The sequence below is a fragment of the Nonomuraea cavernae genome (genome assembly GCF_040655715.1).
Classification (GTDB): Bacteria; Actinomycetota; Actinomycetes; order Streptosporangiales; family Streptosporangiaceae; genus Nonomuraea; species Nonomuraea cavernae_A.
On record NZ_JBFAKL010000033.1, the window covers coordinates 46,163 to 71,331 of the forward strand.

Here is a 25,169-nt window from a genome sequence, read left to right on the forward strand (position 1 = left end):
CAGTCAAATGTGACTTAGATCACAGGAACCAAAATGGGCCTTCGGTCCGTCTAACTTCGCCTCTCAGCGTTATCGATCTTGAAACTTCCGTGCCGTAAGGGGTTCGCAGCCCTTCCCGTGTGGTGCCGTACCCAAACAGACGCGCGAAAAAAAGGGGGGTCCGGCCGAAGCCGGACCCCCTGCGCGCGTGCTCGCCTCTACTTGTACAGCTCTCCGTTGGGGCCGACGACCTTGCCGGACCACACGTTCCTGGCCGCCTTGTAGATCGCGGCCGTCTCGCCGTCGAAGTACGGCGAGGTGATGTGGTCGATCCGGTCGTTGCCGTCCTGGTCGGCGAAGGTGCTGGTGACGCCGTTGACGTAGCCGAGGCGCCTGCCGTTGTTGTAGTCGCTCAGCCAGGGGCCGCCGTCGTAGCCGGGGGTCACGGCGCACTTGAGGGCGACGTGCTCCTGGATCTTCAGCCACGGCGCGCCCACGGCCTTGCCGGTGGTCCTGCCATAGCACCACTTCGGCGTCACGCCGCTGTACGGCTTGCTGCCGTCCGGGTGCGGAGCGGCCGGGTAGCCGAACGCGCGGACGTGCCTGCCCGCGGGCTGGTTCCAGGCCACGCCCTGGCCGCCGACGTTGTCGCCGAGGCGGCCCACGTCCTTGGCGGGCAGGATGTAGTAGCGCTTGCCCCAGCTGCGCTTCGGGCCGCTGAAGCGTTGGTACTCCTTGCGGTCCACCTGCTTGGCGCCGTCGAAGGCGATGCCGTTGTAGACGGTGACGAACGCGTAGTCGCGGTCGTAGTCCTCGTACACGTCGAAGTCGTGGTGGGTGAAGGCCTGCTTGCCCACGTAGATGCCCCACGGGGCCTTGCCCTGGTAGTAGCCGGGCACGAAGATCCAGTTGGCCAGGACGTCCCGGTCACTGTCGGTGTCGTACACGCAGTGGGCGGCGGTGGCGACCAGGTTGCGGTAGTTCGACTGGATGGACGTGGCCGAGCACCAGCGCTGCCTGCCGGATCCGTCGACGAAGAAGACCTTGCCGATCGTCTTCGGCAGGTTGACGTTCTGCACCTTGGCGACGGGCTTGCGCTCCTCGCCGATCGGGGCGGCGCTGCCCGGACCGCCGTCGGGGCTGACGCCGCCCTTGGAGACGACCTTTCGTACGTCCTTGGCGTCCCACGTGTAGGCCGAGGCGGCGCGGAGGGCGGCGCCGTTGGACGCGGCCCAGAACGTCGCGACCGAGGAGGCCTGTGCGGTGCCGCGGGCCATCGGGTCGGTGGCGACGTCGCCGCGCGCCTGCACGACGCCCGCGAGACCGGTCGCCAGCAGGCCGGTCGCGAGGACGGCACCACCGGCCGGGAGGGTGATTCGCTTCAAGGTAACTCCAGGCTTCGCCTTGTGCTGAGGTGACGTTCATGGTCAGCGAATGGTCAGCCGGAACCTACAGGCAGGTCTGTGATCTAGTGAATTTCGCCGGGAGCGCGCCGGTCGCCGGAAACGCGGCCGTGATCGACCCGAGATGTGATCGGGGCTGATCACCGGAGGCGGTGTGCAGCTCTGTGTAACTTACGTCACATTTGCCGGGGTGGTGAGGGAGGCGGCGTGCTTGTAGACCTCGCCAGTGGCCGCCGTGAAGTTGGGTGAGGAGACCGCGTCGTAGGCGCCCTTGGCATCGCGGTTCCAGGTCAGGCTGTTGACCCCGCTGAGGCTGCCGATCCCCTTGGCGGCCTGGTAGCCGATCAGCCAGGCGCCGCCACTGGCCCCCGCGCTGAAGTTGCACGGCTGGAGCTGCACCCCGTACTGCAGGTCGAAGTTAGGGGCGACGGTCCATCGGGTGCTGCCGGTGCACGACTGCAGGGTCCGGCCGTTGAACGGGCGGCTGCCGTCGGGCTGGGGGCCCGCCGGGTAGCCGAAGGCGGTGATCCGGTTGCCGATCCCGTTGGAGAGGGCGAGGCCCTGGCCGCCGACCTTGTCCTGCAGCCTGCCGGTGTCCTGCATGACCAGCCGGCCGCTCTTCGTCGCCCAGGTGAAGCCCCGGTGCACGGTCACGAACGCGTAGTCGTAGTCGTAGTCGCCTTTGCCCGGCCAGTGCTCGTGCATGCTGATCGCGGCGCCGACGTAGATCCCGTCGGGCGTTTCGCCGTTGGGGCCCGGGTTGGGGACGAAGATCCAGTATTCGGCGGCCTTGGCCTGCCGGGAGTCGTAGGCGCAGTGCCCGGCCGTGGCCACGACGCTGCGGTTCTTGGCCGCGACCGCGCTGGCGGAGCACCAGTACTCCTTGGCGCCGAACCGGAAGAAGACCTTGCCCATGGTCCGGGCGGCCGCTGCCTGATTCGGCACGACGGCGGGCACGGTGAGCGCGGTCTTGGACTTCTTGGTCGCGACGGTCTGGCCGCTGCCGGCCCCGCCCGCGGAGCCCGATGAGGCGGAGGCGGGCTGCGATCCCGGCGTCGCCGGGCTGTAACTGTCGGCCGCCTTGAGCCGGTCGGGCTTCCAGTAGGCGGCCACCCGCTGCACGTCGGCCGCGGTCTTGGCCAGTGTGACCGAGTAGACCCGGCTGTCCGCCGAGGCACTCCCCCCGAAGGTGGGCAACACGAGCAGCGCGCTGAGCGCGACTGCTACGAGGTGCCTGGCCCGGGGGATCATCAAATGTCTTTCTTTGGGGTTGTAAGGCTAGATTTTTGCAGATCAACACACTGTATTGCAGCCGGGATGAAGATTTGTTATCGGATCAAGAGTGACTTCCGTCCCATAAGGATGGCGTCAAGGCGTCCCTCCGGTTAGCTTCCGCCGATCTTAGGTAACCGGCGTCGCCACAGGTCAGGCCGCTGTTGGGGCGTTCTCGACGGCCATTCCCGCGCGGCATTCAGCCTCCTTTCTTGATCATTATTGGTTGCCGGTCTTCCTCGCGACAGGGTCCCGGCCCTATGCCAGAGCCGGGACCCCTGAAGAGCGGGTTACGGCATGTTGCCGGTCCACCGGTTCGCGGCGGCCTTGTAGACCTTGTACGTGTCACCGTTGAAGTACGGCGACGAGATGTGGTCGTACCGGTCGTTGCCGTCGGTGTCCCATGCCACGCTGTTGACGCCGATCAGGTAGCCGGTGCGCGTCGCGTTCTTGTAGTTGTAGAGGAACGGTCCACCGCTGGCCCCGGCCGTGAAGGCGCACCTGAAGCCGACGTGCTCCTGCAGGTTGTACTTCGGCGCGGCGGGCATCGCCGTCGTCTTGCCGTAGCACCATTTCATCGTGCGGCCGGTGAACGGCTTGTCGCCGTCGGGGTGCTCGCCGGCCGGGTAGCCGAAGGAGAAGACGTTCGCCTTGGTGCTGCGGTTCCAGGTGAAGCCCTGGCCGCCGACGTTGTCGCCGAGGCGGCCGACGTTCTGCTTCACCGGGCGCCACGTGTCGCCGACCTTCGTCCACTTGACCTTGATGCCGTTGTAGACGTTGACGAACGCGTAGTCGAAGTCGTAGTCCTCCTTCACCACGAAGTCGTCGTGCGCGTTGAACGTCTTGGCGGCGTAGATGCCGTAGGGGGCCTTGCCGTCCCAGACGTTCTTGCCGTCCCAGTACGACGGGATGAAGATCCAGTTGTCGTAGAAGCGGTTCGTCTTGATGTCGTAGACGCAGTGGCCCGAGGTGGCCACCAGGTTGCGGTACTTGCCCTGGACGGAACTCGCCGAGCAGTACCTCCAGCTCTTCGGGTCTCTCGGGTTGGCCCCCGGCAGCGTGAAGAACACGCGGCCGACCGTGTTGGGCAGGTTGACCTGCTTGCTCTTGACGGTCTTGGTCTTCTCCTCGCCGATCGGGGGGACGGATCCGGGCGGGCCGTCAGGGGTGGAGTTGGTGCCCTTGACGCCCCTGGAGGTCGCGTCGAGGGCGTGGTCGTAGTCGGTGGCCTGCTTGATCCGGTCGGGGGTCCAGAACTGCACGGCCTGGGAGGCGGGCGTAGCCGCGTTCTTGGAGACGACATCTGAGGGTGCCGTCGCGCTCGCGCTGACCGTGCCGGCGGTGAGTCCGACGGCCACCAGGCCGGCGAACGGAACCGCGATGCGCCTTGCTCGGGAATACATGGAGCTCCTCTCAGTTCTCGGCGGCCCAGAGCGGGGTACAGCGCCCCGGTGGGCCAGGAAAACGATCAGAACATTAATGAATGGCGCAAGGCGGTAGCCAGGAAACGACGTGAAAAAGCATGGCCCGGTTCCGTTCCGTTATATGAATAGCTAATTCGCATGTATTCTTAAAAAGCATTTCCGCAGGTCAGAAGAGCCTTGAGTGCCATCTAGCACCAATGGCAACTCTGCGGATCCAGGCGCATCAGGCAACACGGGTAACACTGATTATCAGTCGCCACTACTTATCAACCGAATCTTGTTCTGGTTAGATGGCGGCATGGACCCACGCACCCCCTGCCTCGTCGGCGCGGCCCAGCGCACCGTCCGCGACCAGCCCGGTCCCGAGCCACTCGACCTGTGGGAGGACGTCGCCCGCCAGGCGGCCCGCGACGCCCGGCTGCCCGCCGAGCGCCTCGACTCGATCCAGCTCGTCTACACCGACTCCTGGCAGTACGACTCCCCGGTCGACCGGCTCGCCGAACGCCTCGGCGCCGCCCCGCGCCACCGCGCCTACTCCCGCGTCAGCGGCACGGCGCCGCAACTGCTCATCGGCGAGGCCGCCGCCAGGATCGCGGCCGGTGAGCTCGACTCGGCCCTGGTCGCCGGGGCCGAGGCGCTGGCCACCCGCCGCTTCTACCGGAAGGCCGGCGAGCACGTGCCGTGGAGCCATCCGGCCGACCCCAAGCCGCCCTACGGCTGGGAACGCCCTCCGCACCCGGCCGAGCTGGCCCACGAGCTGTTCCTCCCGGTGCACACCTACGCGATCATGGAGACGGCCCGCCGGGCCGCGCTCGGCCTGCCGATGGCCGAGGAGATGGCCGACCGGGGGCGGATGATGGCGCCGATGACGGAGGTGGCCGCCGCCAACCCCTACGCGTGGCGGCGGACCGTCCGCACCCCGGAGGAGCTGGTGACCGGCAGCCGGTTCGTCGGCTGGCCGTACACCCGCGACACCGTGGCCGTCCTGGAGGTCGACCAGGCGGCGGCCGTCGTCCTGGTCAGCACCGAGCTGGCCGACCGGCTCGGCGTCCCGGCCGACCAGCGGGTCTACCTGCGCGGCTGGGCGTACGCGGAGGACACCTGGGAGGTGGCGGCGCGGCCCGCCCTCGGCGCGTCGCGGGCCATCGCGCGGGCCGCCGAGGCCGCCTTCGAGCGGGCCGGGCTCGGGCTCGACGACATGCACGCGCTCGATGTCTACAGCTGCTTCGCGATCGCGCTCCGCCAGGCCTGCGACGCGATCAAGCTCGATCCGATGGACTCGCGCGGGCTCACCGTCACCGGCGGCCTGCCGTACGCGGGCGGGCCGGCCAGCGGCTACGTGCTCCACTCGACCGCGACGATGGCCGGGCTGCTGCGCGCGCAGTCGGGCCACGGCCTGGTCACCGGCGTCGGCATGCACCTGACCAAGCACACCTACGCCGTCTGGTCGAGTGAGCCCGGCGGGGTTCTGGGCGACGCGGCGCCCGTCCACACGGCCGAGCCGGTGGAGATCGTCTCCCTGTACGACGGTCCGGCCGTCGTCGCCGGATACACCGTGATGCACGGGCGCGACGGGGCGGCCGAGAAGGGGATCGTCATCGTGGACCTGCCGGGCGGCGGCCGGGCCCATGCCCTCGTGCGGGAGCCTGGTCTGCTGGCCGACGCCGAGTCCCGCGAGCTGGTCGGGCAGGCGGTGACACTGACCTCCGACGGCAAGGTCAATGTGGCGCTCTGGTAAGTCGAAAAGTTGCGCAAAGATTGTGACCGCATGACTACGATCCGTTGTTGACATTTTTATGTCAGGCGCGGATGCTGGTGTCATGCGGAGGACCACGGTGCGGATCGACGAAGCACTCCTCAACGAGGCGAAGGCGTACGCGGCACGCAATGGACGCAGTCTCACCTCAGTGATGGAGGATGCCTTGCGGCAACTACTCAACCGCTCCGCCGATGCGGCCGAGCGTCCCCACGTCAGTCTTCCCGTCTCCGGTGCCGAGACCGGGCCCAAGCTGACGTGGGCCGAGATCGAGGCGATTCTCGAGCTCGAGGACCTCGAGCGTTACCTCGGGGGGCCGCAGCATGCGGATGCTTGACGTCAACGTGCTCGTCAACGCCCAGAGGCGAGACATGGAGCACCACGAGCCCTGCCACTCCACGCTCAAGGAGCTGATCTACGGCGACGAGGCCTACGCCGTGAGCGACTTCGTCATCAACGGCTTCATGCGCATCGTGACCAATCGCCGCATCCCAGGGGCGACCACCTTCGAAACCGCGAGAGGGTTCTCCGACACCGTCCGCCATCAGCCGCACGCCGTCATCGTCGCTCCTGGTCCGCGGCATTGGGAGATCTTCACGCGTCTTTGCCGTCAGATCGGGGCCACGGGCAACCTGGTGCCCGATGCCTACCTGGCCGCGCTGGCCATCGAGCATGGTTGTGAATTCGTGACCTGTGACAAGGACTTCACCCGGTTCGAGGGGTTGCGCTGCCGGTCGCCCCTCAACTGAACTGAGGGCCAGGGCGCAAACGCCAGGCACACTCGGCAAGGATCGTCGTGGCCGATCAGTTCGATGTCATCGAGGTGGGGGAGCGCGGCCGCCGCAAGTGGCTCGGGTTCGTGATTCTGCTGGCGCTCCTGGCGATCCCCGTCGCCGGCCTGCTCGCCAGCCGCGATCCCGCCCCCCGGCCGGACGCGGGGCTGGAGGCGGTGCCCGACCCCATCCAGTCGCTGCGCACGGTGCGAAACAACGCCCCCAATGTCCTCAACGCGAAATCCGAGCCCAAGGGCGACGACGAGATCATCCGGGTGGTCTTCCCGCACGGTGTCCGGGCCGAGATCCGCTACCCCGCCGGGCTCGCGCTCGACGAGCTGGGGTCCCGCCCGTTCCAGGGAGCCTGGATCGACGGCCAGTACCGCCGCCTCCTGGCGCCCTACGGCGGCGAGGTCGAGGTGTCCAAGGGGGGCGAGCCGATCAGGAAGCTCACCTCCAACGTCCAGCTGTGGCCGCGCCAACCGGGCAGCGGCTCGTACGGGCAGGTGTTGCTGTTCTCCTTCGGAACGTGGCGGCTGGCGCTCTACGACCGGCTGGACGGGCTGACCTTCGAGCAGCGCATGGCCATGGCCGAGGGCCTGCACGGCAGGCTCACCAAGGACGGCTACCTCGTTCTGACGGGCGACGGGCCGGTCCGGCTGGCCAAGCCCGGCGAGACCGTGCGGGGCGACCCGGTCGGACCGCAGCTCTGGTTCGGTGGTGTCATCGGCGACACGGTGGTGTTCACCCCGACGCCCGGCTGTGCCAAGGCGGCGGAGGCGCCGGCGCTGATGGAGCGGCGCGGCCGACCGGCCCAGAGCGTGTGCCGGGGCGACGTGCGGATCGCCGTCGCGGGATCGCCGTCGTTCGTTCAGCAGGCCGTCAAGGGGATCCGGATCACGCTGAAGTAAGGTGCGGCCATGTTCGCCGTAACCGCCACACAGACCGATCCCGACAATCCTCTCGCCGGGCTGACGCTCGGCGAGCACCCGGAGCCGCAGGTCCCTGACGGCTGGACGACCGTCTCGGTACGGGCGGCCGCTCTCAACCACCACGACCTCTGGACCCTCAAGGGTGTCGGCATCAGGCAGGACCGGCTGCCCATCGTGCTCGGCTGCGACGCGGCAGGCGTCGACGAGGACGGCAACGAGGTCATCGTGCACTCGGTGATCGGCAGCGGCGCCGACGAGACGCTCGATCCCAAGCGCACGCTGCTGTCCGAGGTGCACGACGGCACGTTCGCCGAGCGGGTCGCCGTGCCGCGCCGCAACCTGGTGCCCAAGCCGGCCGCGCTGACCTTCGAGCAGGCCGCCTGCCTGCCCACGGCCTGGCTGACCGCCTATCGGATGCTGTTCGACAAGGCCGGTCTGCAGCCCGGCGCGACCGTGCTCGTCCAGGGCGCCGGCGGCGGGGTCGCGACCGCCCTGATCGCGCTCGGCCGGGCGGGCGGCTACCGGGTCTGGGCGACCAGCCGCTCGGCGAGCAAGCGCGAGCAGGCGCTCAAGCTCGGCGCCGACCAGGTCTTCGAGACGGGCGCGCGACTGCCCGAGCGGGTCGACGCGGTCATGGAGACGGTCGGCCAGGCCACCTGGGACCACTCGCTCAAGTCGCTCAAGCCCGGCGGGCGCGTCGTGGTGTCCGGGGCCACCAGCGGCGCGGTGCCGTCGGCCGACCTCACGCGGGTCTTCTTCCTCCAGCTCTCGATCGTCGGCTCCACGATGGGCACCCGCGACCAGCTCCAGCGCCTGGCCGTCTTCCTGGAGCAGACGGGGGTGCGTCCGGCCATCGACCGGACGATGCCGCTGACCGAGGCGCGCGACGGGTTCGCCGCCATGCACGAGGGCGAGCTGTTCGGGAAGATCGTCTTTACCGCCTGATAAGTGAAGGGTTACTTCGACGCCTGCCGGGTGATACAAAAGAGGCGAGTTTGTATCACTCGGGAGGCGTCGTCATGGACGTTGAACCGTTCGGCCCAGGCTCGATGCACTGGGAGTCCGCCGGCGAATACCGCAACCTGCTGGTGGCAGGGAGCGCGCTGGTCATCCAGACCATGCACCCCGCCGTCGGCGCGGCCGTCGCCGAGCACTCCACCTACCAGCAGGATCCGTGGGGGCGGCTCAGCCGCACACTCTCCTCGATCCAGAAATGGGTGTACGGCGGGGCGGCCGGGGATGCCGAGGGAGCGCGGTTACGCGAGCTGCACAAGCCGATCAGCGGCGTGGACGAGCAGGGCAGGGCCTATCACGCGCTCAACGGCGAGGCGTGGGCCTGGGTGCACCTGTCGTTGTTCGAGCGCTTCGTCACGCTCAACCGCTACTTCGGCACGCCGTACACGCGAGAGCAGGAACGCGCGCTGTACGAAGAGGCGCGGCGGCTCGGCGCGATCCTGCGGGTGCCCGAGCGGGAGATGCCCGAGGACCTGGCGGCGTACTGGACGTACTTCGAGGCGATGGTGGCCGACCGGCTCGAACCCCATCCGACCGCACTGGAGGTGCTCGCCGTCATGCGGGGCACCCCCGCGCCGCCGGGGCTGCCGAAGCCGCTGCGCCGCGTCTGGACCCCGGTGGGCGTCGGGTCGGGCGGGTTCAACCACTTCGTGACCGTCGGCACGCTGCCGCCGGCCGTACGGAAGAAGCTGGGGTTGTCCTGGTCGGCGCGGGACGAACGGCGGCTGCGGCAGATCGGGCGGGCGGTGGCGGCGCTCACGCCGCGGCTGCCGGAGCGCCTCAGATACATGCCGATCGCCTATCACGCCCGCCGGACCGCCCGCAGCCGGCGGGGCCTGGAGCAGGCGCTCCGCTCGGCCTGACCCAGCACTCGGCCCGGTCCTGCGCTCGGCCTGACCCAGGGCTCGGCCTGACCCAGGGCTCGGTCTGACCCAGGGCTCGGTCTGACCCAGGGCTCGGTCTGACCCAGGGCTCGGCCCAGTCCTGCGGTCGGGCGGGTTCGCCGCGTGTGGATGGGCCGCCTCATCGCAGAGCGGTCAGCGAAGAATGTCGCGGATGCGGGTCGAGGCCTCGTCGAGCACCGTACGGACCTGGTCGACGGTCTCACGGGTGAGCCGGGTGTCCGACGCCTCCTCGCGGACCCTGGCCACGAAGTCGGCCAGCAGGCCGCCCAGCTCGGCGTCGAGCGCGGCCCGGTTGGCGGGCGCGCCGCCGACCGTGGCCCAGACCTCGGCCCAGATCCGGCGCCACTCGCCGGTGAGCCGCTCACTCTCGTTCTGCCACTGTGTGGCGTGCTCCGTCCACTGCCGCTTCTGCTCCTCCTTGATCCGCCTGAAGTGCGCCTTCTGCTCGTCGCCCAGCCGCTTGCCGTCCTCCTGGGCGCCGACGCGGACATCCTTGGCCATCTTGGTCAGCTCCTCGCGGAGCGACTTGACCGTGTCGCGCACGTCCTCCTTCACCTCGCGGGCGATGTCGCGCACCGAGGCGGAGATTTCCTGCTCCAGGTCGTCGAGCTCGTCGAGGCGCGCGTTGAGCTCGTCGCGGCCCCTGTCGGTGATCGAGAACACCTTCTTGCCGTCGATCACCTCGTGCGTGACCAGGCCCTCCTCCTCCAGGCGGGCCAGACGAGGATAGATGGTGCCGGGCGAGGGCGAGTAGACGCCGAGGAAACGGTCCTGCAACAGCCGGATGACCTCGTATCCGTGGCGGGGGCTCTCCTCCAGCAACTTCAGCAGGTACAGCCTGAGGCGGCCGTGACCGAACACCGGGCTCATGCGTTCTCTCCCTTGAGCAGCGCGGCCTGGCCGGAGACCGTGGTCGCCGACAGCGAGGCCATGCCGCCACCCAGCCGCCCCGACAGCGACTTCGTGCCGGGACCGCTCTCGTTGGACAGTTTGTCGAAGGTGCTGACCAGCCGCCCGGAGGTGGACCTGATGGTCACGTCCGCCTCCACGTCTTCCGGCAGCCTGACCAGGATGTCACCCGAGACGGTGGTCAGGGTCACCCGGCCGGTCGGCCGGAGCAGGAGATCGGCGGTGATCCGTCCGGACACGGTGTTGGCCCGCAGCCGGCGTGGCGTGCCGTCGGCCACGGTGAGGTCGCCCGAGACGCTGTTGAACGCCAGGTCGCCCTCCATGGAGCGGCTCTCGACGTCGCCGGAGACGGTGTTGGCGTGCACCGCGCCGCTCACCCCGTCGAGAACGATGGCCCCGGAGACGCCCTTGACCTGCGTGGTGTTCTCGAACCCGGCGACCACGGCGGAGGCGGAGACCACTCCGGCGTTGACGGCGCACTGCTTGGGCACGGTGAGCGTCGCGACGGTGTGGCGGCGGTCACGACGCAGCCAGCCGAGCATGCCGTCCCAGGTGAGGTCCTTGAAGGCGACGCTCAGCTTGCCGGTGTCCTCGTCGTAGGTGACCACCAGGGGAGAGGCGGACTCCAGTTCGGCCACCTCCAGGGTCGGCGGGCCCTCACTGGCGAGCACGGCCAGCCTGCCGGCGACTATCCGCACGTCCAGTGAGGTGACCCGGCCGAACGTCAGCCGCTCCGGCCCCTCGATCGTCCACAACTGCATGATCCCTGCCCTCCCGGCGACTTCTCGCTTACATCAACACGATATGTCGCGTTTGACGAGAACTCAAGATGTATCGCGTTTACCGGTGGGACTTTCTCGGCCGTTTCATGCAGGCAGCCTGTTTCGTGGCACGAAATCCCAGTCGTGCTACTCGTCCTCGTCGTCGAGCCGGGCCAGCCAGGTTGCCAGCCGCTCGACCGGCGTCTCGAACTCGGGATTGAGGTCAACGAACTCGCGCAGCCGCTCGCTCAGCCAGAGCAGGCTGACCTCCTCCTCGCCACGCCGCGTGGCGAGCTCCTCGATCCCCCGATCGGTGAAGTACATGGTGCTTCTCCTGCCTTGTTCCACGGTCGTGTGAAGGGGCGGCCCCCTTCGCACGGCACGTGGCGTGGTGAGCAGTGAGCCCCCGCCGAAGGGCGGGGGCTCACCAGGTGGGATCAGCCGAACAGCTGGTGGATGATCCCCTGGAGCTCGTTGTCGTGAGCGGAGTGCGAACCCGTCGCGGGCGAGCTGTTGGCCGCCCGGGAGACGCGGCTCAGCGGGCGACCGCCGAGCAACTGCGGGTCCTCCGCCAGCTTGAGCGTGAGGTAGGGCCACGGGCCCATGTTGGTCGGCTCGTCCTGCGCCCAGACCAGCTCGGCCTGCGAGCCGTAGCGGCCCAGCTCTGCCGTGAGCTCGTCGGCCGGGAACGGGTAGAGCCGCTCCAGCCGGACGATCGCGACGTCATCGCGCTCCGCCTGCTCCCGCCCGGCGACCAGGTCGTAGTAGACCTTGCCGGAACAGAGCACCACCTTGGTGGCCTTGGCCGGATCGACCGTGGTGTCGCTCAGCACCGGCTGGAAGGTGCCGGTGGTGAAGTCTGCCGCGTCGGACGTCGCCCGCTTGTGGCGGAGCAGCGACTTGGGCGTGAAGACCACCATCGGCTTGTGCCGGCCCGACTCGACCTGCCAGCGCAGCAGGTGGAAGTAGTTGGCCGGGGTGGTGGGCTGCGCGACCGTCATGTTGTCGAGCGCGCAGACCTGCAGGAACCGCTCGATGCGGGCCGAGGAGTGGTCGGGACCCTGGCCCTCGTAGCCGTGCGGCAGCAGCATCACGACGCCGGACTTCTGGCCCCACTTCTGCTCACCGGACGAGATGAACTCGTCGATGATCGTCTGGGCGCCGTTGACGAAGTCGCCGAACTGCGCCTCCCAGGCCACCAGGGCATCGGGGCGCACGACGCTGTAGCCGTACTCGAAGCCGAGCGCCGCGAACTCGCTGAGCAGCGAGTCGTAGATGTAGAACTTCGTGGTGCCCTGGTTGAAGGTCTTGAGCGGCGTGTGCTCCGCGCCGGTCATCCGGTCGACCAGCACCGCGTGGCGCTGGGTGAACGTGCCTCGCCGGGAGTCCTGCCCGACCAGGCGGACCGGGTGGCCGTCGATGAGCAGCGAGCCGAACGCCAGCGTCTCACCCATGGCCCAGTCGATCGTGCCCTGCTCCACCATCTGGCCACGCCGCTGGAGCACCGGCGCGAGGCGCGGATGCGGAGTGAAGCCGTCAGGCAGGTTGAGCTGGGTTTCGACGATGCGCTTGAGCGTCTCGTCGCTGATCGCGGTGGGTGTGTCGGCGTGCGACCACTTGACGACCTCCGCCGGTGGCACGCGCATCGCGCCCGCCTCCAGCGGCTTCCTGGACGCCTCGCGGGTCTCGGTGAACGCCTGCTCCAGCTTGGCCTGGTAGTCGCGCAGCGCCTGCTCGGCCTCCTCGACCGTGATGTCGCCCCGGCCGATCAGCGCCTCGGTGTAGAGCTTGCGGGTCGAGCGCTTGGCGTCGATCAGGTCGTACATCAGCGGCTGGGTGAAGGCCGGGTTGTCGCCCTCGTTGTGACCGCGGCGGCGGTAGCAGATGAGGTCGATCACCACGTCCTTGCGGAACGCCTGGCGGTATTCGTAGGCCAGCTCGCCCACGCGGACCACGGCCTCGGGGTCGTCGCCGTTGACGTGGAAGATCGGCGCCTGGATCATCCGCGCGACGTCGGTGGCGTAGACCGAGGAGCGGGACGACGCCGGCGACGTCGTGAACCCGACCTGGTTGTTGACCACCACGTGCACGGTGCCACCGGTGCGGTAGCCGCGCAGCTGCGACAGGTTGAGCGTCTCGGCCACGACGCCCTGGCCGGCGAAGGCCGCGTCGCCGTGGACGAGGACCGGCAGGACCGTGAAGCCCTCCTCGCCGCGCTCCAGGAGGTCCTGCTTGGCCCGGACGACGCCTTCGAGCACCGGGTCGACCGCCTCCAGGTGGGACGGGTTGGCGACCACCGAGGCGGCGATCGTCTTGCCGCTGGGAGCGGTGAACGTGCCCGACGCGCCGAGGTGGTATTTCACGTCACCGGAGCCGTGCGCGGTGCGCGGGTCGATGTTGCCCTCGAACTCGCCGAAGATCTGCCCGTAGGACTTGCCCACGATGTTGGCCAGCACGTTGAGCCGGCCGCGGTGGGCCATGCCGATGACGACCTCGTCGAGGTCCTCGTCGGCCGCGTCGCTGATCACCGAGTCGAGCAGCGGGATCAGTGACTCGCCGCCCTCCAGCGAGAAGCGCTTCTGGCCGACGAACTTGGTCTGCAGGAACGTCTCGAACGCCTCGGCGGTGTTGAGCCGGCTGAGGATGTTGAGCTGTTCGTCGCGGGCCGGAGAGGTGTGCGGCTTCTCCACCCGGGCCTGGATCCAGGCCCGCTCCTCGGGGTTCTGGATGTGCATGTACTCGATGCCGACCGTGCGGCAGTAGGAGTCGCGCAGCACACCCAGGATCTCGCGGAGCTTCATCAGCGGACGCCCGCCGAAGCCGCCGGTGGCGAACTCGCGCTCGAGGTCCCACAGCGTCAGCCCGTGCGACTGGATGTCGAGGTCGGGGTGCTTGCGCTGCTTGTACTCGAGCGGGTCGGTCTCGGCCATGAGGTGGCCACGCACGCGGTAGGCGTGGATCAGCTCGATGACCCGTGCCGACTTGGCCACGTCGTCGTCGTGCGACCACGAGATGTCCTGGACCCAGCGGACCGGCTCGTAGGGGATCCGCAGGGCTTCGAAGATCTCGTCGTAGAAGCCGTCCTCGCCGAGCAGCAACCGGTGGATCGTGCGCAGGAAGTCACCCGACTGCGCGCCCTGGATGATCCGGTGGTCGTAGGTGCTGGTCAGCGTGATGACCTTGGAAACGGCCAGCCGGGAGAGCGTGTCGGGGGACGCGCCCTGGTATTCGGCCGGGTATTCCATCGCGCCGACGCCGATGATGGTGCCCTGGCCGGGCATCAGGCGGGGCACGGAGTGGACGGTGCCGATCGTGCCGGGGTTGGTCAGCGAGATCGTGGTGCCGGTGAAGTCGTCGACCCCGAGCTTGCCCGCGCGCGCCTTGCGGACCACCTCTTCGTACGCCATCCAGAACTGCCGGAAGTCCATCTCCTCGGCGGCCTTGATGGACGGCACGAGGAGCTGGCGCTCACCGTTGCTCTTCTGCACGTCGATGGCCAGACCCAGAGCGACGTGCTCGGGCTTGACCAGGGTCGGCTTGCCGTCGACCTCGGTGTAGGAGTGGTTCATCTCCGGCATCGACCTCAACGCCTTGACCACGGCGTAGCCGATCAGGTGCGTGAAGGAGACCTTGCCGCCGCGACCCCGCTTGAGGTGATTGTTGATCACGATGCGGTTGTCGACGAGCAGCTTGGCGGGGATGGCGCGGACGCTGGTCGCGCTGGGGATGACAAGTGAGGCGTCCATGTTGGCGGCTGTGCGGGCCGCGGCGCCGCGCAGTTTGACCTCTTCGGCGCCCTTGGGCACCGGCGTGGCCGGCTGCTTCGGCTTCACAACGGGGGCCGGAGCGGCCGCCGCCTTGGGCGGTGGAGCCGCCTTCGGTGGCGCCGGAGGAGGAGGCGCGGTCGTGGTGCCGTTTGCCGCCTCCCTGGCCGGGGCCCGGCCCGGTCCATAGTCAGGGTTGTAGTCAGCGAAGAAATTCCACCAGGCCTTGTCAACAGACTCGGGGTCCTGGAGGTACTTCTGGTACAGCTCGTCGACAAGCCATTCGTTCTGACCAAAGCTTGCCAGCGGGTTTGTCCGCGACGACTCAGACGACACGGCGGAAATCGCCCTCTTCCGCAGATCGGCGTTGATGATAGAGAACTTGTCCAAGGTTACTCGTCCTGGCAGCCAGCGCGTGCAGCAGAGGCCGCGCCGCCACGACTGATCCTCTCAGGAGGTTCGCCGGAGGTCACGTCCCCCTAGTCAGTCCAGGCGGTGCCGCCATTATTACCTTTTGGTATCAACAACTCGACGGGGGGTTTATCTTCCTCCGAACAGCAATCTGGTATAGACCCGCACGTCGGGGGATAGTTCGGATAGGAGGTCGCCCAGTTCCTCGCCGGCCGTCTTCAACTCCTCAAGCGTCATGGGCTCCAGCCGCTCCAGGATGAACAGCGCGTTGACCGTCTCCTCGGTGAGCCGGGTGCGCGCCACCTGGCGCCAGTTCCACCTGCGGCAGGTGACGCCGGTGTCGTCGCGCCAGATCACCTCGCCGGGCTCGGGCCGCCCGAGCGCCTCCTCGGACTCCTCGTCGCCCACCGCCCTGATCAGCCGCGCCGGGCCGGAGTAGCGGTCGAGGTCTTCGCCGCCGATCGGCAGCGCGTGCTTCACGCTGATCGAGTTGTAGGCGTCGACGACCTGGTTGATCTCCGGCAGCGGCAGGCGGCGAGTGAGCGCGTCGACCGACGGGCGGGTGCGGGAGGGCTTGGCGCCGAACGCGCGGTAGGCGTCGCGCCACGCCTCGATCTTCTCCGGCTGGGCGGAGCACGCCGAGGCGTCGGCCAGCCAGGCGCGGGATCGGTCGTCGCTGGGGCCGTTGCGCAGGCCGTGGGCCGTGACGAGGAGCACCGCGAAGTCGGGACGTAGCGCGAAGACGGACTCGTCCACCCAGATGTCGTCAAGCATGCCGCCGATTTTACGAGCACGGGCGTGCACGTACGGGATACCGCAAAATACTCTTTGCAAAATTGCCTTTGCGGTTTACCCTTCGAGGCATGGAAGAGTCGTACGAGATCAGTGACCCGAGGGTGCTCAAGGTGGTGGCCCATCCGCTGCGGGTGCGGCTGCTCGGGCTGCTGCGCGGCGACGGCCCCGCGACGGCCAGCGAGCTCGGGCGCGCCGTCGGCGAGAGCTCCGGCTCCACCAGCTACCACCTGCGCGAGCTGGCCAAGTACGGGTTCATCGAGGAGGACCCGGCGCGGCGCGACGGCAGGGAGCGCCGCTGGCGCGCCCGCCACCGCTACACCTCCTGGGACAACCTGCGCATGTCGGCCACGCCCGAGGGGGTCGAGGCGGTCAGGATCATGCACCTGCGCCAGGTGGAGGCGCTCGCCCGCGCGGTCGAGGAGTACGACGGCTCCTCCTGGTCCGACGACTGGGTCGAGGTCGCCGGGCTCAGCGACCACCTCGTGTCCCTGCCGCCCGCGGGGCTGCGCGAGCTGGAGCAGCGGGTCGACGACCTGGTGCGCGAAGTCGCCGAGCGCTACGCCGACGCCCCGGACGCCGCCCCGGTCCACCTCTGGGCCGGCGGCTTCCCCCGCGCGGCCACCGGAGACCTCCCGGATGTGGCCGGTGAGGGGCCTTCGCGTACGGCTCGAAAAGACTCGCGTACGACCTGGCAGAGAGGGGATGGCCGATGACCGGTCGGTCCGTGTTGCGGCGTTACCTGGTGGTCAGCTTCCTGACCTGGTTACCGGTGGGCCTGATGATGCCGGTCATGGTGCTGCTCATGACTTCCCGGGGGCTGAGCCTGGCCCAGGTCGGCCTGGTCACCACGGTGTTCTCGGCCGTCACGATCGCGCTGGAGCTGCCGACGGGCGGGCTGGCGGACGTCGTCGGGCGGCGGAAGGTGCTCGCCCTGTCGGCCGGCTTCACCGTGGCGGCGCTGGTGATGATGGCGATGTCCACCACCGTGTGGATGTTCCTGGTGACGGGCGTGCTGAAGGGGGTGGCCCGCGCTCTGTCGAGCGGGCCCGCCACCTCCTGGTACGTCGACACGCTGCACGAGATCGAGGGCCGCGACGCCGATCTCAAGCCGGGGCTGGCGCGGGGCGGCGCCATGGAGTCGGCGGCGCTCTGCCTGGGGGTGCTGGCGGGCGGCTTCGTGCCGCTGCTGCTGGGGCCGGGCGGCCCGATTCTCCCGCTGGCCGAGCCGCTGCTGCGGCCGGGCGGTCCGATCTCTCCGCTGGCCGTGCCGCCCCTGCTGGGCGCGGTGGCCGCGGTTGTGCTGCTGGTCGTGGTGGTGCTCGCCATGCCCGAGCCGTCACACGCGCGCCGCTCGCTCGGCGGCGTGCTGCGTGAGGTGCCGCGGACCGTGGCCGGAGGGCTGCGGATGGCTGTTCGCGGCGCGTTGCTGCGCCGTCTGATGCTGGCCGCGGCGGCCTCGGGGGTCGCGCTCGCCGCGGTCGAGCTGCTCACTCCGGGCCGGCTGGCCGAGCTGGCGGGCACGGCCGAGCTCGGCGGCGCCGCCTACGCGGTCGTGGCCGCGCTCGGGTTCGCCGGAAGCGCGGCGGGCAGCTCGATCGCTCCGTGGGCGGCCCGGGCCGCGGGCGGCTCGGCGCGCGGGGCGGCGGCGGGCGCCGTGCTGACCGCGCTGTCGATCGGCGGCCTCGCGGCCACGGCCGGGCTGGACGGTGTGGCCGGGCTGGCGAGCGCCGGGCTGGCCTACGTGGTCATGTTCGCCGGGCTCGGGGTGGCCGGGATGCTCTGCCTGGAGATGACCCACAACGCGGTCACCGCCGCCCAGCGCAACACGGTCACCTCGACCAGCTCGCTGTCGCTCCAGGCCGGTGCGGGCCTGTCCAACCTGGGGTTCGGCGCGCTCGCCACCTCGGCGGGCATGGCCGCCGCCTGGTCCGTGGCCGCCGGCCTGGTGCTCGTTTCCGCCCTGCTGTTCGCGCGCATGCCCGCCCTCGGCGCGCGCGAGACCGCTCCGGTCCCGCTCGAAGCGGGACAGCGGCCGGCCGGCTGATCCCGGCCGTACCGGCGGGTTGACCCCCAGTAGAACTTCGTTCGGGGAACAAGGGCACAATCAGGGGCATGGCGAAGTTTGTGGTGACCCCATCCAACGAGGCGCAGCGGGCGGCGTGGCTCGGCGGCACGATCCCGGAGGTCGAGCGGGTGCGGCCCGGACTGTGGTCGATCCCGGTGCCGATCCCGATCAACCCGTTGCGGTACGTGCTCGTGTACGCGCTGGAGCTGGCCGACGGCGTGGCGATCATCGACGCCGGGTGGGACACCGACGAGGCCTACTCGGCCCTGGTCGCCGGGCTGGCCACCGCCGGCTACGCCATCACCGACGTCAAGGGCGTCCTGGTCACCCACATCCACCCCGACCACTACGGACTCGCCGGGCGGGTCCGGGAGGTGTCGGGCGCCTGGATCGCGTTGCACCCGGCCGACGCGAGCCTCCTGCACGAGCGCTACGACGAGAGCGCCATCGACTCGCTGGTGCGCAGGGAACGGGCGCTGCTCGACCGGTGCGGCGTGCCCGCCCCCACGCTGGACGAGCTGGCGGGGGCGTCCATGATGATCAGGCACATGGTCGCGATGGCCAAGCCCGACCGGCTGGTCGAGGACGGCGAGGAGCTGCGCCTGCCCGGCTGGGACCTGCGGGCCATCTGGACCCCCGGGCACTCACCGGGTCACCTCTGCTTCGTGTCGCCGTCCCGCAAGGTGCTGTTCTCCGGGGACCACGTGCTGGCGAAGATCACGCCCATCGTGGCCGTGCACCCGCAGTCCTCGCCGAACCCGCTGGCCGACTACCTCGACTCGCTGGCCGTCGTGGGCAAGCTCGACGTGGACGAGGTGCTGCCCGCGCACGAGTACCGGTTCCTGGAGCTGGGCGAACGGGTCGACTACGTGATCGGCCACCATGACGAGCGGCTGGCCGAGATCGAGGGCGTGGTCGGCGCCGCCGACGGGATCAGCTGCTGGGACATCGCCACCCGGCTGACCTGGTCGCGCCCCTGGGAGACGATCCCGGCGTTCATGCGCCGCTCGGCCAACAACGAGACGCTGGCCCACCTGGTCTGGCTGGAGGCCCGAGGCCAGGTGCGCCGCGTCACCGGTGAGCCGGACCTGTGGTTCGCCTCCGGCCGGCCGTGACGCGAAGCTCGTCCGCGCGCCGGGCCGGGCGACGCGTCAGGCGCGACGATCAGTCACGGCTCCCGCCGTTCGGGTTATTGTGCTCGTACTAGAACGATGTTCTCCTGTGTTGGAGGTTCGATGCTTCGGTTCGATGACAGAGTCGCGATCGTCACGGGGGCGGGCCACGGCCTGGGCAGGTCGCACGCGCTCCTGCTGGCCGAGCGGGGCGCGAAGGTCGTCGTCAACGACCTGGGCGGCGCGCTCGACGGCACCGGCGCCTCCACGGGTCCGGCCGCCGAGGTGGTCGAGCTCATCACCAAGAACGGCGGCCAGGCCGTCGCCAACACCGACAACGTCGCCACCCCCGAGGGCGCCAGGGCGATCGTCCAGGCCGCGGTCGACGCGTTCGGCCGGATCGACATCGTCGTCAACAACGCGGGCATCCTGCGTGACAGGTCGTTCGGCAAGATGACGCCCGAGGACTTCGACAGCGTGCTCGCGGTGCACGTACGCGGCTCCTACCTGGTCAGTCAGGCCGCCTACCCGTACATGAAGGAGGCCGGTTACGGCCGCGTGGTCAACACCTCCAGCCCGGCCGGCCTGTTCGGCAACTTCGGCCAGGCCAACTACTCCACGGCCAAGATGGGCCTGGTCGGCCTGACCAAGACGATCGGCATCGAGGGCGCCCGCAACGGCATCAAGGCCAACGCCATCGCCCCGATCGCCTGGACCCGGATGACCGAGGCGCTGCTGCCGGCCGAGTTCGAGGCGAAGTTCACGCCCGAGCGGGTCAGCGCGCTGGTCGCCTACCTGGTGCACGAGTCGTGCGAGGCGAGCGGCGAGGTGTTCAGCGTCGGCGGCGGCCGGGTGGCGCGGGTGTTCGTGGCCGAGGGGCCCGGCTGGAAGACCGACGACCTCACGCCCGAGGCGCTCGCGGACAACTGGGACACGGTCATGGCCGAGCAGCCCTACGTGCTCACGGCGGGCGACTCGATGCAGGCGATGCTCTAGCGGCCACGTCGCTCCATACGTCTCACCTCGGCGGTGGGGACTTCTCCGTACGGGAGGGGTCCCCACCGTTTCGCTTGCGGCCTGTACGCGGAGCGTCCGGGTCGGCGTCGGAGCCCTGCGAGCTTTCGGTCGGAAAAATCAGGCTTTGTTCGAGGATTGGCGGAAGTCAGCCAAGTTCGGGCGGTTCTCACTCTTGATTTGCCGCATCTGTGATCTTATTGTCGCGGCATGACCCCCATTCCGGGCTCGCCGGGCGATGTCCTGACGCTCATCAGCGCGGGCGCCGCGACGACCCGGTCCGACCTGGCCAGGCTCACCGGCCTGGCCCGATCCACGGTCTCCCAGCGGGTCGACGCGCTCATCGAGCGCGGCCTGGTCGAGGAGACCGAGAGCGGCGAGTCCACCGGCGGCCGCCCGCCGCGTCATCTCCGCCTGCAGACCGAGGACCACGTGTTCGGCGGCGTCGACCTGGGCGCCACCCACTGCCGGATCGCGCTGATGGACCTGTCCGGCGAGGTGCTGGCCGAGTGTGAGGACCCTCTGCTGGTGGCCGAGGGACCCGAGACCGTGCTGGCCCACGTCGACGACCGGCTCGGCCGCCTGCTGAGCGTGGCAGGCCGGCCCCGGACGGCGCTCAGGGCGCTGGGCATGGGGGTGCCGGGGCCGGTCGAGTTCGCCACGGGCCGGCCCAACAACCCGCCGATCATGCCCGGCTGGAACGACTATCCGATCCCCGAGCACTTCGCGGACTGCGCGGTGCTCGTCGACAACGACGTGAACGTGATGGCGCTCGGAGAGCAGCGCAACGCGTTCCCCGAGACCCGCCACCTGCTGTTCGTCAAGGTCGGTACCGGCATCGGCTGCGGCATCGTGGCCGAGGGCAGGCTGCACCGCGGCGCCCAGGGCTCGGCGGGCGACATCGGCCACATCCGGGTGTCCGGCCACGAGGACGCGGGCTGCCGGTGCGGCAACAGTGCCTGCCTGGAGGCCGTCGCAGGAGGCGCCGCCGTCGCGCGCCGGCTCACCGAGCTGGGCGTGCCCGCCGAGACGGGCGCCGACGTGGTCGCGCTCGTACAGGCGGGCAGCACCCAGGCGCTGCGGCTGGTCAGGGAGGCCGGCCGGCTCATCGGCGAGGTGCTCGCCGGCCTGGTCAACTTCTTCAACCCCGAGGTCATCGTCATCGGCGGCGCCCTGTCGCGAGTCCACGAGCACCTGCTCGCGGGCATCAGGGAGACCGTCTACCGCAGGTCGCTGCCGCTGGCCACCCACCACCTGTCGATCGTGCCGAGCCGTACCGGGATCAACGCCGCCGCGCTGGGCGCCGGGATCCTGGCGATCGAGCACTACCTGTCACCCGACAACATCAACCGCATCGTCAACGCCCAGAACGCCTAGAACCCCTACCAGGGAGACCCCGATGCTGGTCATGAGGGGAATCGTCAAGCAGTTCCCCGGCGTGCGCGCGCTGGACGGGGTGGACCTCGACGTCCGGGCCGGCGAGGTGCACTGCCTGCTCGGCCAGAACGGCGCCGGAAAGTCCACGCTCATCAAGGTGCTGGCCGGAGTCCACCGGCCCGACGAGGGCACGATCGAGTTCAACGGCGGGCCGGTGAGCCCCGGCAGCCCCAACGACGCCATCCGGCTCGGCTTCGCCACCATCTACCAGGAACTGGACCTGGTCGACGGGCTCAGCGTGGCCGAGAACATCTTCCTCGGCCACGAGCACGCCCGTCTCGGCTTCGTGAACCGGGCCGCCGGCAACCGGGCCGCCCGCGAGGTGCTGGCCCGGCTCGGCCACCCCGAGCTCCGGCCGTCGGCCGAGGTGGGCCGGCTGTCGCCGGCGGCCAAGCAGGTGGTGTCGATGGCCCGCGCGCTGTCGCACGACGCCCGGCTGATCATCATGGACGAGCCGTCGGCCGCGCTCGCCCACGACGAGGTCGCCAACCTGTTCCGCATCATCCGCGAGCTCACCGCCCTGGGCGTGGCCGTGGTCTACATCTCCCACCGGCTGGAGGAGATCCGTGAGATCGGCGACCGGGTCACGGTGCTCAAGGACGGCCGCACGGTCGCGGTCGGCCTGCCCGCCCGCGAGACGTCGACCTCCCAGATCGTCTCGTTGATGACCGGCCGCGACGTCGAGTACGTCTTCCCGCCCCGCGCCTCCCGCCGTCCCGGCGACGAGGTGTTGCGGGTCGAGGACCTGAGCTCGCCCGGCGCGTTCGCCGGGGTGACGCTCTCGGTGCGCGCGGGCGAGATCGTCGGCCTGGCCGGGCTGGTCGGCTCCGGCCGCTCGGAGATCCTGGAGGCCGTGTACGGCGCGCGCCCCGCGACCGGCCGGATCGTGCTGGCCGGGGAACGATTACGGGGCGGCGGTGTGGTCCGCGCCGTCCGCCGGGGCATGGGCCTGGCCCCCGAGGAACGCAAGGCCCAGGCGCTGCTGCTCGACCAGAGCGTGACCGCCAACATCACGCTGGGCAGCCTGCCGGAGTTCGCCCGGTTCGGCTGGGTCGACCGCGCCCGCGAGCGGGCCGAGGCAGCCCGGCTGGTCGAGGCGCTCGACATCCGGCCGCCCGCCCCCGAACGCCCGATCAAGACCCTGTCCGGCGGCAACCAGCAGAAGGCCGTGCTGGCCCGCTGGCTGCTCGGCGGGCGCAGGCTGCTGCTGCTCGACGAGCCGACCCGGGGCGTGGACGTCGGCGCCCGGGCCGAGCTCTACGCGGTGATCCGCGGCCTGGCCGAGCAGGGCATCGGCGTGCTGCTCGTGTCCAGTGAGGTGCCGGAGGTGCTCGGCCTGGCCGACCGCGTCCTGGTGCTGCGCGAGGGGAGCGTCATCCACGAGAGCGCCGCCGAAGACCTCGACGAGCACCGCGTGCTCGACATGATCATGGAGGGGAGGGCCGCCTGATGAGCCGGTTAGGCGAACTGCGGCATCTGGGGCTGTTCGTGGCGATCGGCCTGCTGGTGATCGTCGGACTGGTCACCAAGCCGGACAACTTCGCCACCACCTCCAACGTGGTCAGCATGCTGTCGCTGGCCGCCACGATCGGCGTGATCACGGTCGGCGCGACGTTCGTGATCATCGGGGGCGGCATCGACCTGTCGGTGGGCGCCATCATGGCCCTCGCCTCGGTCTGGGCGACCACCCTGGCCACGCAGGAGTTCGGGCCGTTCGTCATGGCGGTCTGCGCGATCCTGGTCGGCACGGGCGCGGGCCTGGTCAACGGGCTGCTCGTCGCCTACGGGCGGCTGGTGCCGTTCATCGCCACGCTGGCCATGCTCGTCGCCGCGCGCGGCCTGGCCCAGCGGATGTCCGACCGCAAGACCCAGCTCATCCAGGCCGGAAACTCCGCCGTCGTGGACCTGTCGACCACGCGGGTGCTCGGCATCCCGCTGCTGGTCTACGTCTTCGCGCTGGTCGTGGTGCTCGGCTGGATCCTGCTCAATCGCACGACGTTCGGCCGCCGCACCTACGCGGTCGGCGGCAACCCGGAGGCGGCCCGGCTGGCCGGCATCGACGTGCGCAGGCACACCATGCTGTTGTACGCGCTGTCGGGCCTGTGCTGCGGCATCGCCGCGATCCTCATCATGGCGCGCACCACGACCGGCTCGTCCACCCACGGCGACCTGTACGAACTCGACGCCATCGCGGCCGTCATCATCGGCGGCACCCTGCTCACCGGCGGCCGGGGCACGATCATCGGCTCCATCCTCGGCCTGCTCATCTTCACGCTCATCACCAACCTGTTCATCCTCAACGGCCTCAACACCAGCGACCAGCTCATCGCCAAGGGCCTGATCATCGTCGTCGCCGTCCTTCTCCAGCGGCGGAACCTTAAGGAGATTCGATGACCGAGAACGTCGCGCGCAGAGGGTTCCTCGTCGGCGGAGTCGGCGGAGCCGTTCTGTTAGCCACGGGCTGCACCAGCAACGAGCCGGCCGCCGCCCCGACCAGCGCCGCCGCGCCGGCTCCGGCGGCGAGCGGCAACGACCAGCCCGGCACCAAGGTGGTGATCGGCTTCTCCGCCCCGGCGGCCGACCACGGCTGGATCGCGGCCATCGCCAAGAACGCCGAGGCCACCGCGAAGCAGTACACCGATGTGGAGTTCAGGTCGGTCGAGCCGACGAACGACATCAACCAGCAGATCTCCGCCGTCGAGTCGCTGATCGCGGCCAAGGTGGCCGCGCTGGTGATCCTGCCCAACGACGGCCAGCAGCTCAACCAGGTCGCCCTGCAGGCGACCGAGGCGGGCATCCCGGTGATCAACCTCGACCGCATCTTCCCCGACAAGCTGGCCTATCGGACCTGGATCGGCGGCGACAACTACGGCATGGGCGTGGCCGCCGGCCACTACATCGGCGCCAAGCTCAAGGAGAAGGGCGTCTCCAACCCGGTCATCGTGGAGATCCAGGGCATCGCCACCCTGCCGCTGACGCAGGATCGCAGCAAGGGCTTCGCCGACGCGCTCAAGACGTACGGCTTCAGCGTCACCGCCAAGCAGGACGCCAAGTTCACGGTCGAGACCGGCAACCAGGTGGCGGCCAGTCTGCTGCAGGCCCACAAGAAGATCGACGCGCTGTGGAACCACGACGACGACCAGGGCGTCGGCGTGCTGGCCGCGATCAAGGAGGCGAACCGGAGCGAGTTCGTCATGGTCGGCGGCGCGGGCTCGCTGAACGCGATGAAGGAGATCCAGTCGGGTGGCTCGGTGCTGGAGGCGACGGTCACCTACAGTCCCACGATGGCCTCCTCGGCGATCAAACTCGCCCGTCTGATCGCCCAGGGGAAGGGCATGAGTGACCTCGTGGAGAACCAAGTTCCGCAGTCGATCACCCTTGCGTCCGAGACCATCACCAAGGAGAACGTAGAGAAGTACCTGCCGCTCGGCTTCGAATCCTGA

At 69.6% G+C, this 25,169-nt stretch carries 22 protein-coding genes; 14 read left to right on the forward strand and 8 right to left on the reverse strand.

The features are described 5' to 3' along the window. Nucleotides 1-197 precede the first annotated feature (197 nt). The 3 genes from AB0I38_RS34610 to AB0I38_RS34620 all read right to left on the reverse strand — a co-directional run bounded on the left by AB0I38_RS34610 (nucleotide 198) and on the right by AB0I38_RS34620 (nucleotide 4,057). Nucleotides 198-1,364, reverse strand: coding sequence for a trypsin-like serine peptidase (locus AB0I38_RS34610; RefSeq protein ID WP_358490615.1), 1,167 nt, complete (start codon nucleotides 1,362-1,364; stop codon nucleotides 198-200). Nucleotides 1,365-1,553: 189 nt separating this feature from the next. Continuing rightward, nucleotides 1,554-2,636, reverse strand: coding sequence for a trypsin-like serine peptidase (locus AB0I38_RS34615; RefSeq protein WP_358490619.1), 1,083 nt, complete (start codon nucleotides 2,634-2,636; stop codon nucleotides 1,554-1,556). Nucleotides 2,637-2,944: 308 nt separating this feature from the next. Further along, nucleotides 2,945-4,057 carry a trypsin-like serine peptidase gene (locus AB0I38_RS34620; protein WP_358490622.1) on the reverse strand — a complete coding sequence of 371 codons (1,113 nt, stop codon included), beginning with the start codon at nucleotides 4,055-4,057 and terminating at the stop codon, nucleotides 2,945-2,947. Nucleotides 4,058-4,376: 319 nt separating this feature from the next. Here AB0I38_RS34620 and AB0I38_RS34625 point away from each other — a divergent pair, with 319 nt between their 5' ends. From AB0I38_RS34625 to AB0I38_RS34650, 6 genes are all read left to right on the forward strand, one after another. Next, nucleotides 4,377-5,816, forward strand: a complete 1,440-nt coding sequence (locus AB0I38_RS34625; protein ID WP_358490626.1) for an acetyl-CoA synthetase — start codon at nucleotides 4,377-4,379, stop codon at nucleotides 5,814-5,816. Between the two features lie 97 nt (nucleotides 5,817-5,913). Continuing rightward, the gene (locus tag AB0I38_RS34630; RefSeq protein WP_189123199.1) at nucleotides 5,914-6,171 is read left to right on the forward strand and encodes a hypothetical protein; all 258 of its coding nucleotides are present in this window, start codon (nucleotides 5,914-5,916) and stop codon (nucleotides 6,169-6,171) included. Next, nucleotides 6,158-6,583 carry a type II toxin-antitoxin system VapC family toxin gene (locus AB0I38_RS34635; protein WP_358490633.1) on the forward strand — a complete coding sequence of 142 codons (426 nt, stop codon included), beginning with the start codon at nucleotides 6,158-6,160 and terminating at the stop codon, nucleotides 6,581-6,583. Before AB0I38_RS34630 ends, AB0I38_RS34635 begins: the two co-directional genes overlap by 14 nt. A gap of 47 nt (nucleotides 6,584-6,630) precedes the next feature. After that, on the forward strand, nucleotides 6,631-7,518 hold the full coding sequence (locus AB0I38_RS34640; RefSeq protein ID WP_358490636.1) for a hypothetical protein: 888 nt from the start codon (nucleotides 6,631-6,633) through the stop codon (nucleotides 7,516-7,518). Nucleotides 7,519-7,527: 9 nt separating this feature from the next. Next, a complete protein-coding gene (locus AB0I38_RS34645) occupies nucleotides 7,528-8,484 on the forward strand; it encodes a zinc-binding dehydrogenase (RefSeq protein ID WP_358490640.1) in 957 nt (318 codons plus the stop codon). A 74-nt stretch (nucleotides 8,485-8,558) separates the two neighbouring features. Further along, nucleotides 8,559-9,416, forward strand: coding sequence for an oxygenase MpaB family protein (locus tag AB0I38_RS34650; protein ID WP_358490647.1), 858 nt, complete (start codon nucleotides 8,559-8,561; stop codon nucleotides 9,414-9,416). 174 nt (nucleotides 9,417-9,590) lie between these two features. Here the strand turns inward: AB0I38_RS34650 and AB0I38_RS34655 are convergent, their stop codons facing one another. From AB0I38_RS34655 to AB0I38_RS34675, 5 genes are all read right to left on the reverse strand, one after another. Then, a complete protein-coding gene (locus AB0I38_RS34655; RefSeq protein ID WP_358490653.1) occupies nucleotides 9,591-10,328 on the reverse strand; it encodes a PadR family transcriptional regulator in 738 nt (245 codons plus the stop codon). Next, entirely contained in the window at nucleotides 10,325-11,128 is an 804-nt protein-coding gene (locus AB0I38_RS34660) for a DUF4097 family beta strand repeat-containing protein (RefSeq protein WP_358490657.1), read from the reverse strand. Before AB0I38_RS34660 ends, AB0I38_RS34655 begins: the two co-directional genes overlap by 4 nt. A 147-nt stretch (nucleotides 11,129-11,275) precedes the next feature. After that, nucleotides 11,276-11,452 (reverse strand): DUF6104 family protein, encoded by a 177-nt coding sequence (locus AB0I38_RS34665; protein WP_358490661.1) that lies wholly within the window; start codon nucleotides 11,450-11,452, stop codon nucleotides 11,276-11,278. Between the two features lie 113 nt (nucleotides 11,453-11,565). Then, the gene (locus AB0I38_RS34670; RefSeq protein WP_358490870.1) at nucleotides 11,566-15,228 is read right to left on the reverse strand and encodes a multifunctional oxoglutarate decarboxylase/oxoglutarate dehydrogenase thiamine pyrophosphate-binding subunit/dihydrolipoyllysine-residue succinyltransferase subunit; all 3,663 of its coding nucleotides are present in this window, start codon (nucleotides 15,226-15,228) and stop codon (nucleotides 11,566-11,568) included. A 204-nt stretch (nucleotides 15,229-15,432) separates the two neighbouring features. Next, nucleotides 15,433-16,077 carry a B3/B4 domain-containing protein gene (locus AB0I38_RS34675; RefSeq protein WP_358490668.1) on the reverse strand — a complete coding sequence of 215 codons (645 nt, stop codon included), beginning with the start codon at nucleotides 16,075-16,077 and terminating at the stop codon, nucleotides 15,433-15,435. A gap of 89 nt (nucleotides 16,078-16,166) precedes the next feature. Between AB0I38_RS34675 and AB0I38_RS34680 the strand changes: the two genes are divergently transcribed. The 8 genes from AB0I38_RS34680 to AB0I38_RS34715 all read left to right on the forward strand — a co-directional run bounded on the left by AB0I38_RS34680 (nucleotide 16,167) and on the right by AB0I38_RS34715 (nucleotide 25,169). Next, the gene (locus AB0I38_RS34680) at nucleotides 16,167-16,811 is read left to right on the forward strand and encodes a winged helix-turn-helix domain-containing protein (RefSeq protein ID WP_358490671.1); all 645 of its coding nucleotides are present in this window, start codon (nucleotides 16,167-16,169) and stop codon (nucleotides 16,809-16,811) included. After that, a complete protein-coding gene (locus AB0I38_RS34685; RefSeq protein WP_358490675.1) occupies nucleotides 16,808-18,142 on the forward strand; it encodes an MFS transporter in 1,335 nt (444 codons plus the stop codon). The genes AB0I38_RS34680 and AB0I38_RS34685 overlap by 4 nt, the downstream gene beginning before the upstream one ends. A 68-nt stretch (nucleotides 18,143-18,210) precedes the next feature. Next, on the forward strand, nucleotides 18,211-19,278 hold the full coding sequence (locus AB0I38_RS34690) for an MBL fold metallo-hydrolase (RefSeq protein WP_358490681.1): 1,068 nt from the start codon (nucleotides 18,211-18,213) through the stop codon (nucleotides 19,276-19,278). Between the two features lie 120 nt (nucleotides 19,279-19,398). Beyond that, a complete protein-coding gene (locus AB0I38_RS34695; protein ID WP_358490685.1) occupies nucleotides 19,399-20,271 on the forward strand; it encodes an SDR family oxidoreductase in 873 nt (290 codons plus the stop codon). Between the two features lie 228 nt (nucleotides 20,272-20,499). Next, nucleotides 20,500-21,666 carry an ROK family transcriptional regulator gene (locus tag AB0I38_RS34700; RefSeq protein ID WP_358490688.1) on the forward strand — a complete coding sequence of 389 codons (1,167 nt, stop codon included), beginning with the start codon at nucleotides 20,500-20,502 and terminating at the stop codon, nucleotides 21,664-21,666. Nucleotides 21,667-21,688: 22 nt separating this feature from the next. Next, on the forward strand, nucleotides 21,689-23,176 hold the full coding sequence (locus AB0I38_RS34705; protein ID WP_358490694.1) for a sugar ABC transporter ATP-binding protein: 1,488 nt from the start codon (nucleotides 21,689-21,691) through the stop codon (nucleotides 23,174-23,176). Next, nucleotides 23,176-24,120: an ABC transporter permease gene (locus tag AB0I38_RS34710; protein WP_358490702.1), complete on the forward strand. Its 945-nt coding sequence runs from the start codon at nucleotides 23,176-23,178 to the stop codon at nucleotides 24,118-24,120. Before AB0I38_RS34705 ends, AB0I38_RS34710 begins: the two co-directional genes overlap by 1 nt. Beyond that, nucleotides 24,117-25,169 carry an ABC transporter substrate-binding protein gene (locus tag AB0I38_RS34715; protein ID WP_358490706.1) on the forward strand — a complete coding sequence of 351 codons (1,053 nt, stop codon included), beginning with the start codon at nucleotides 24,117-24,119 and terminating at the stop codon, nucleotides 25,167-25,169. The genes AB0I38_RS34710 and AB0I38_RS34715 overlap by 4 nt, the downstream gene beginning before the upstream one ends.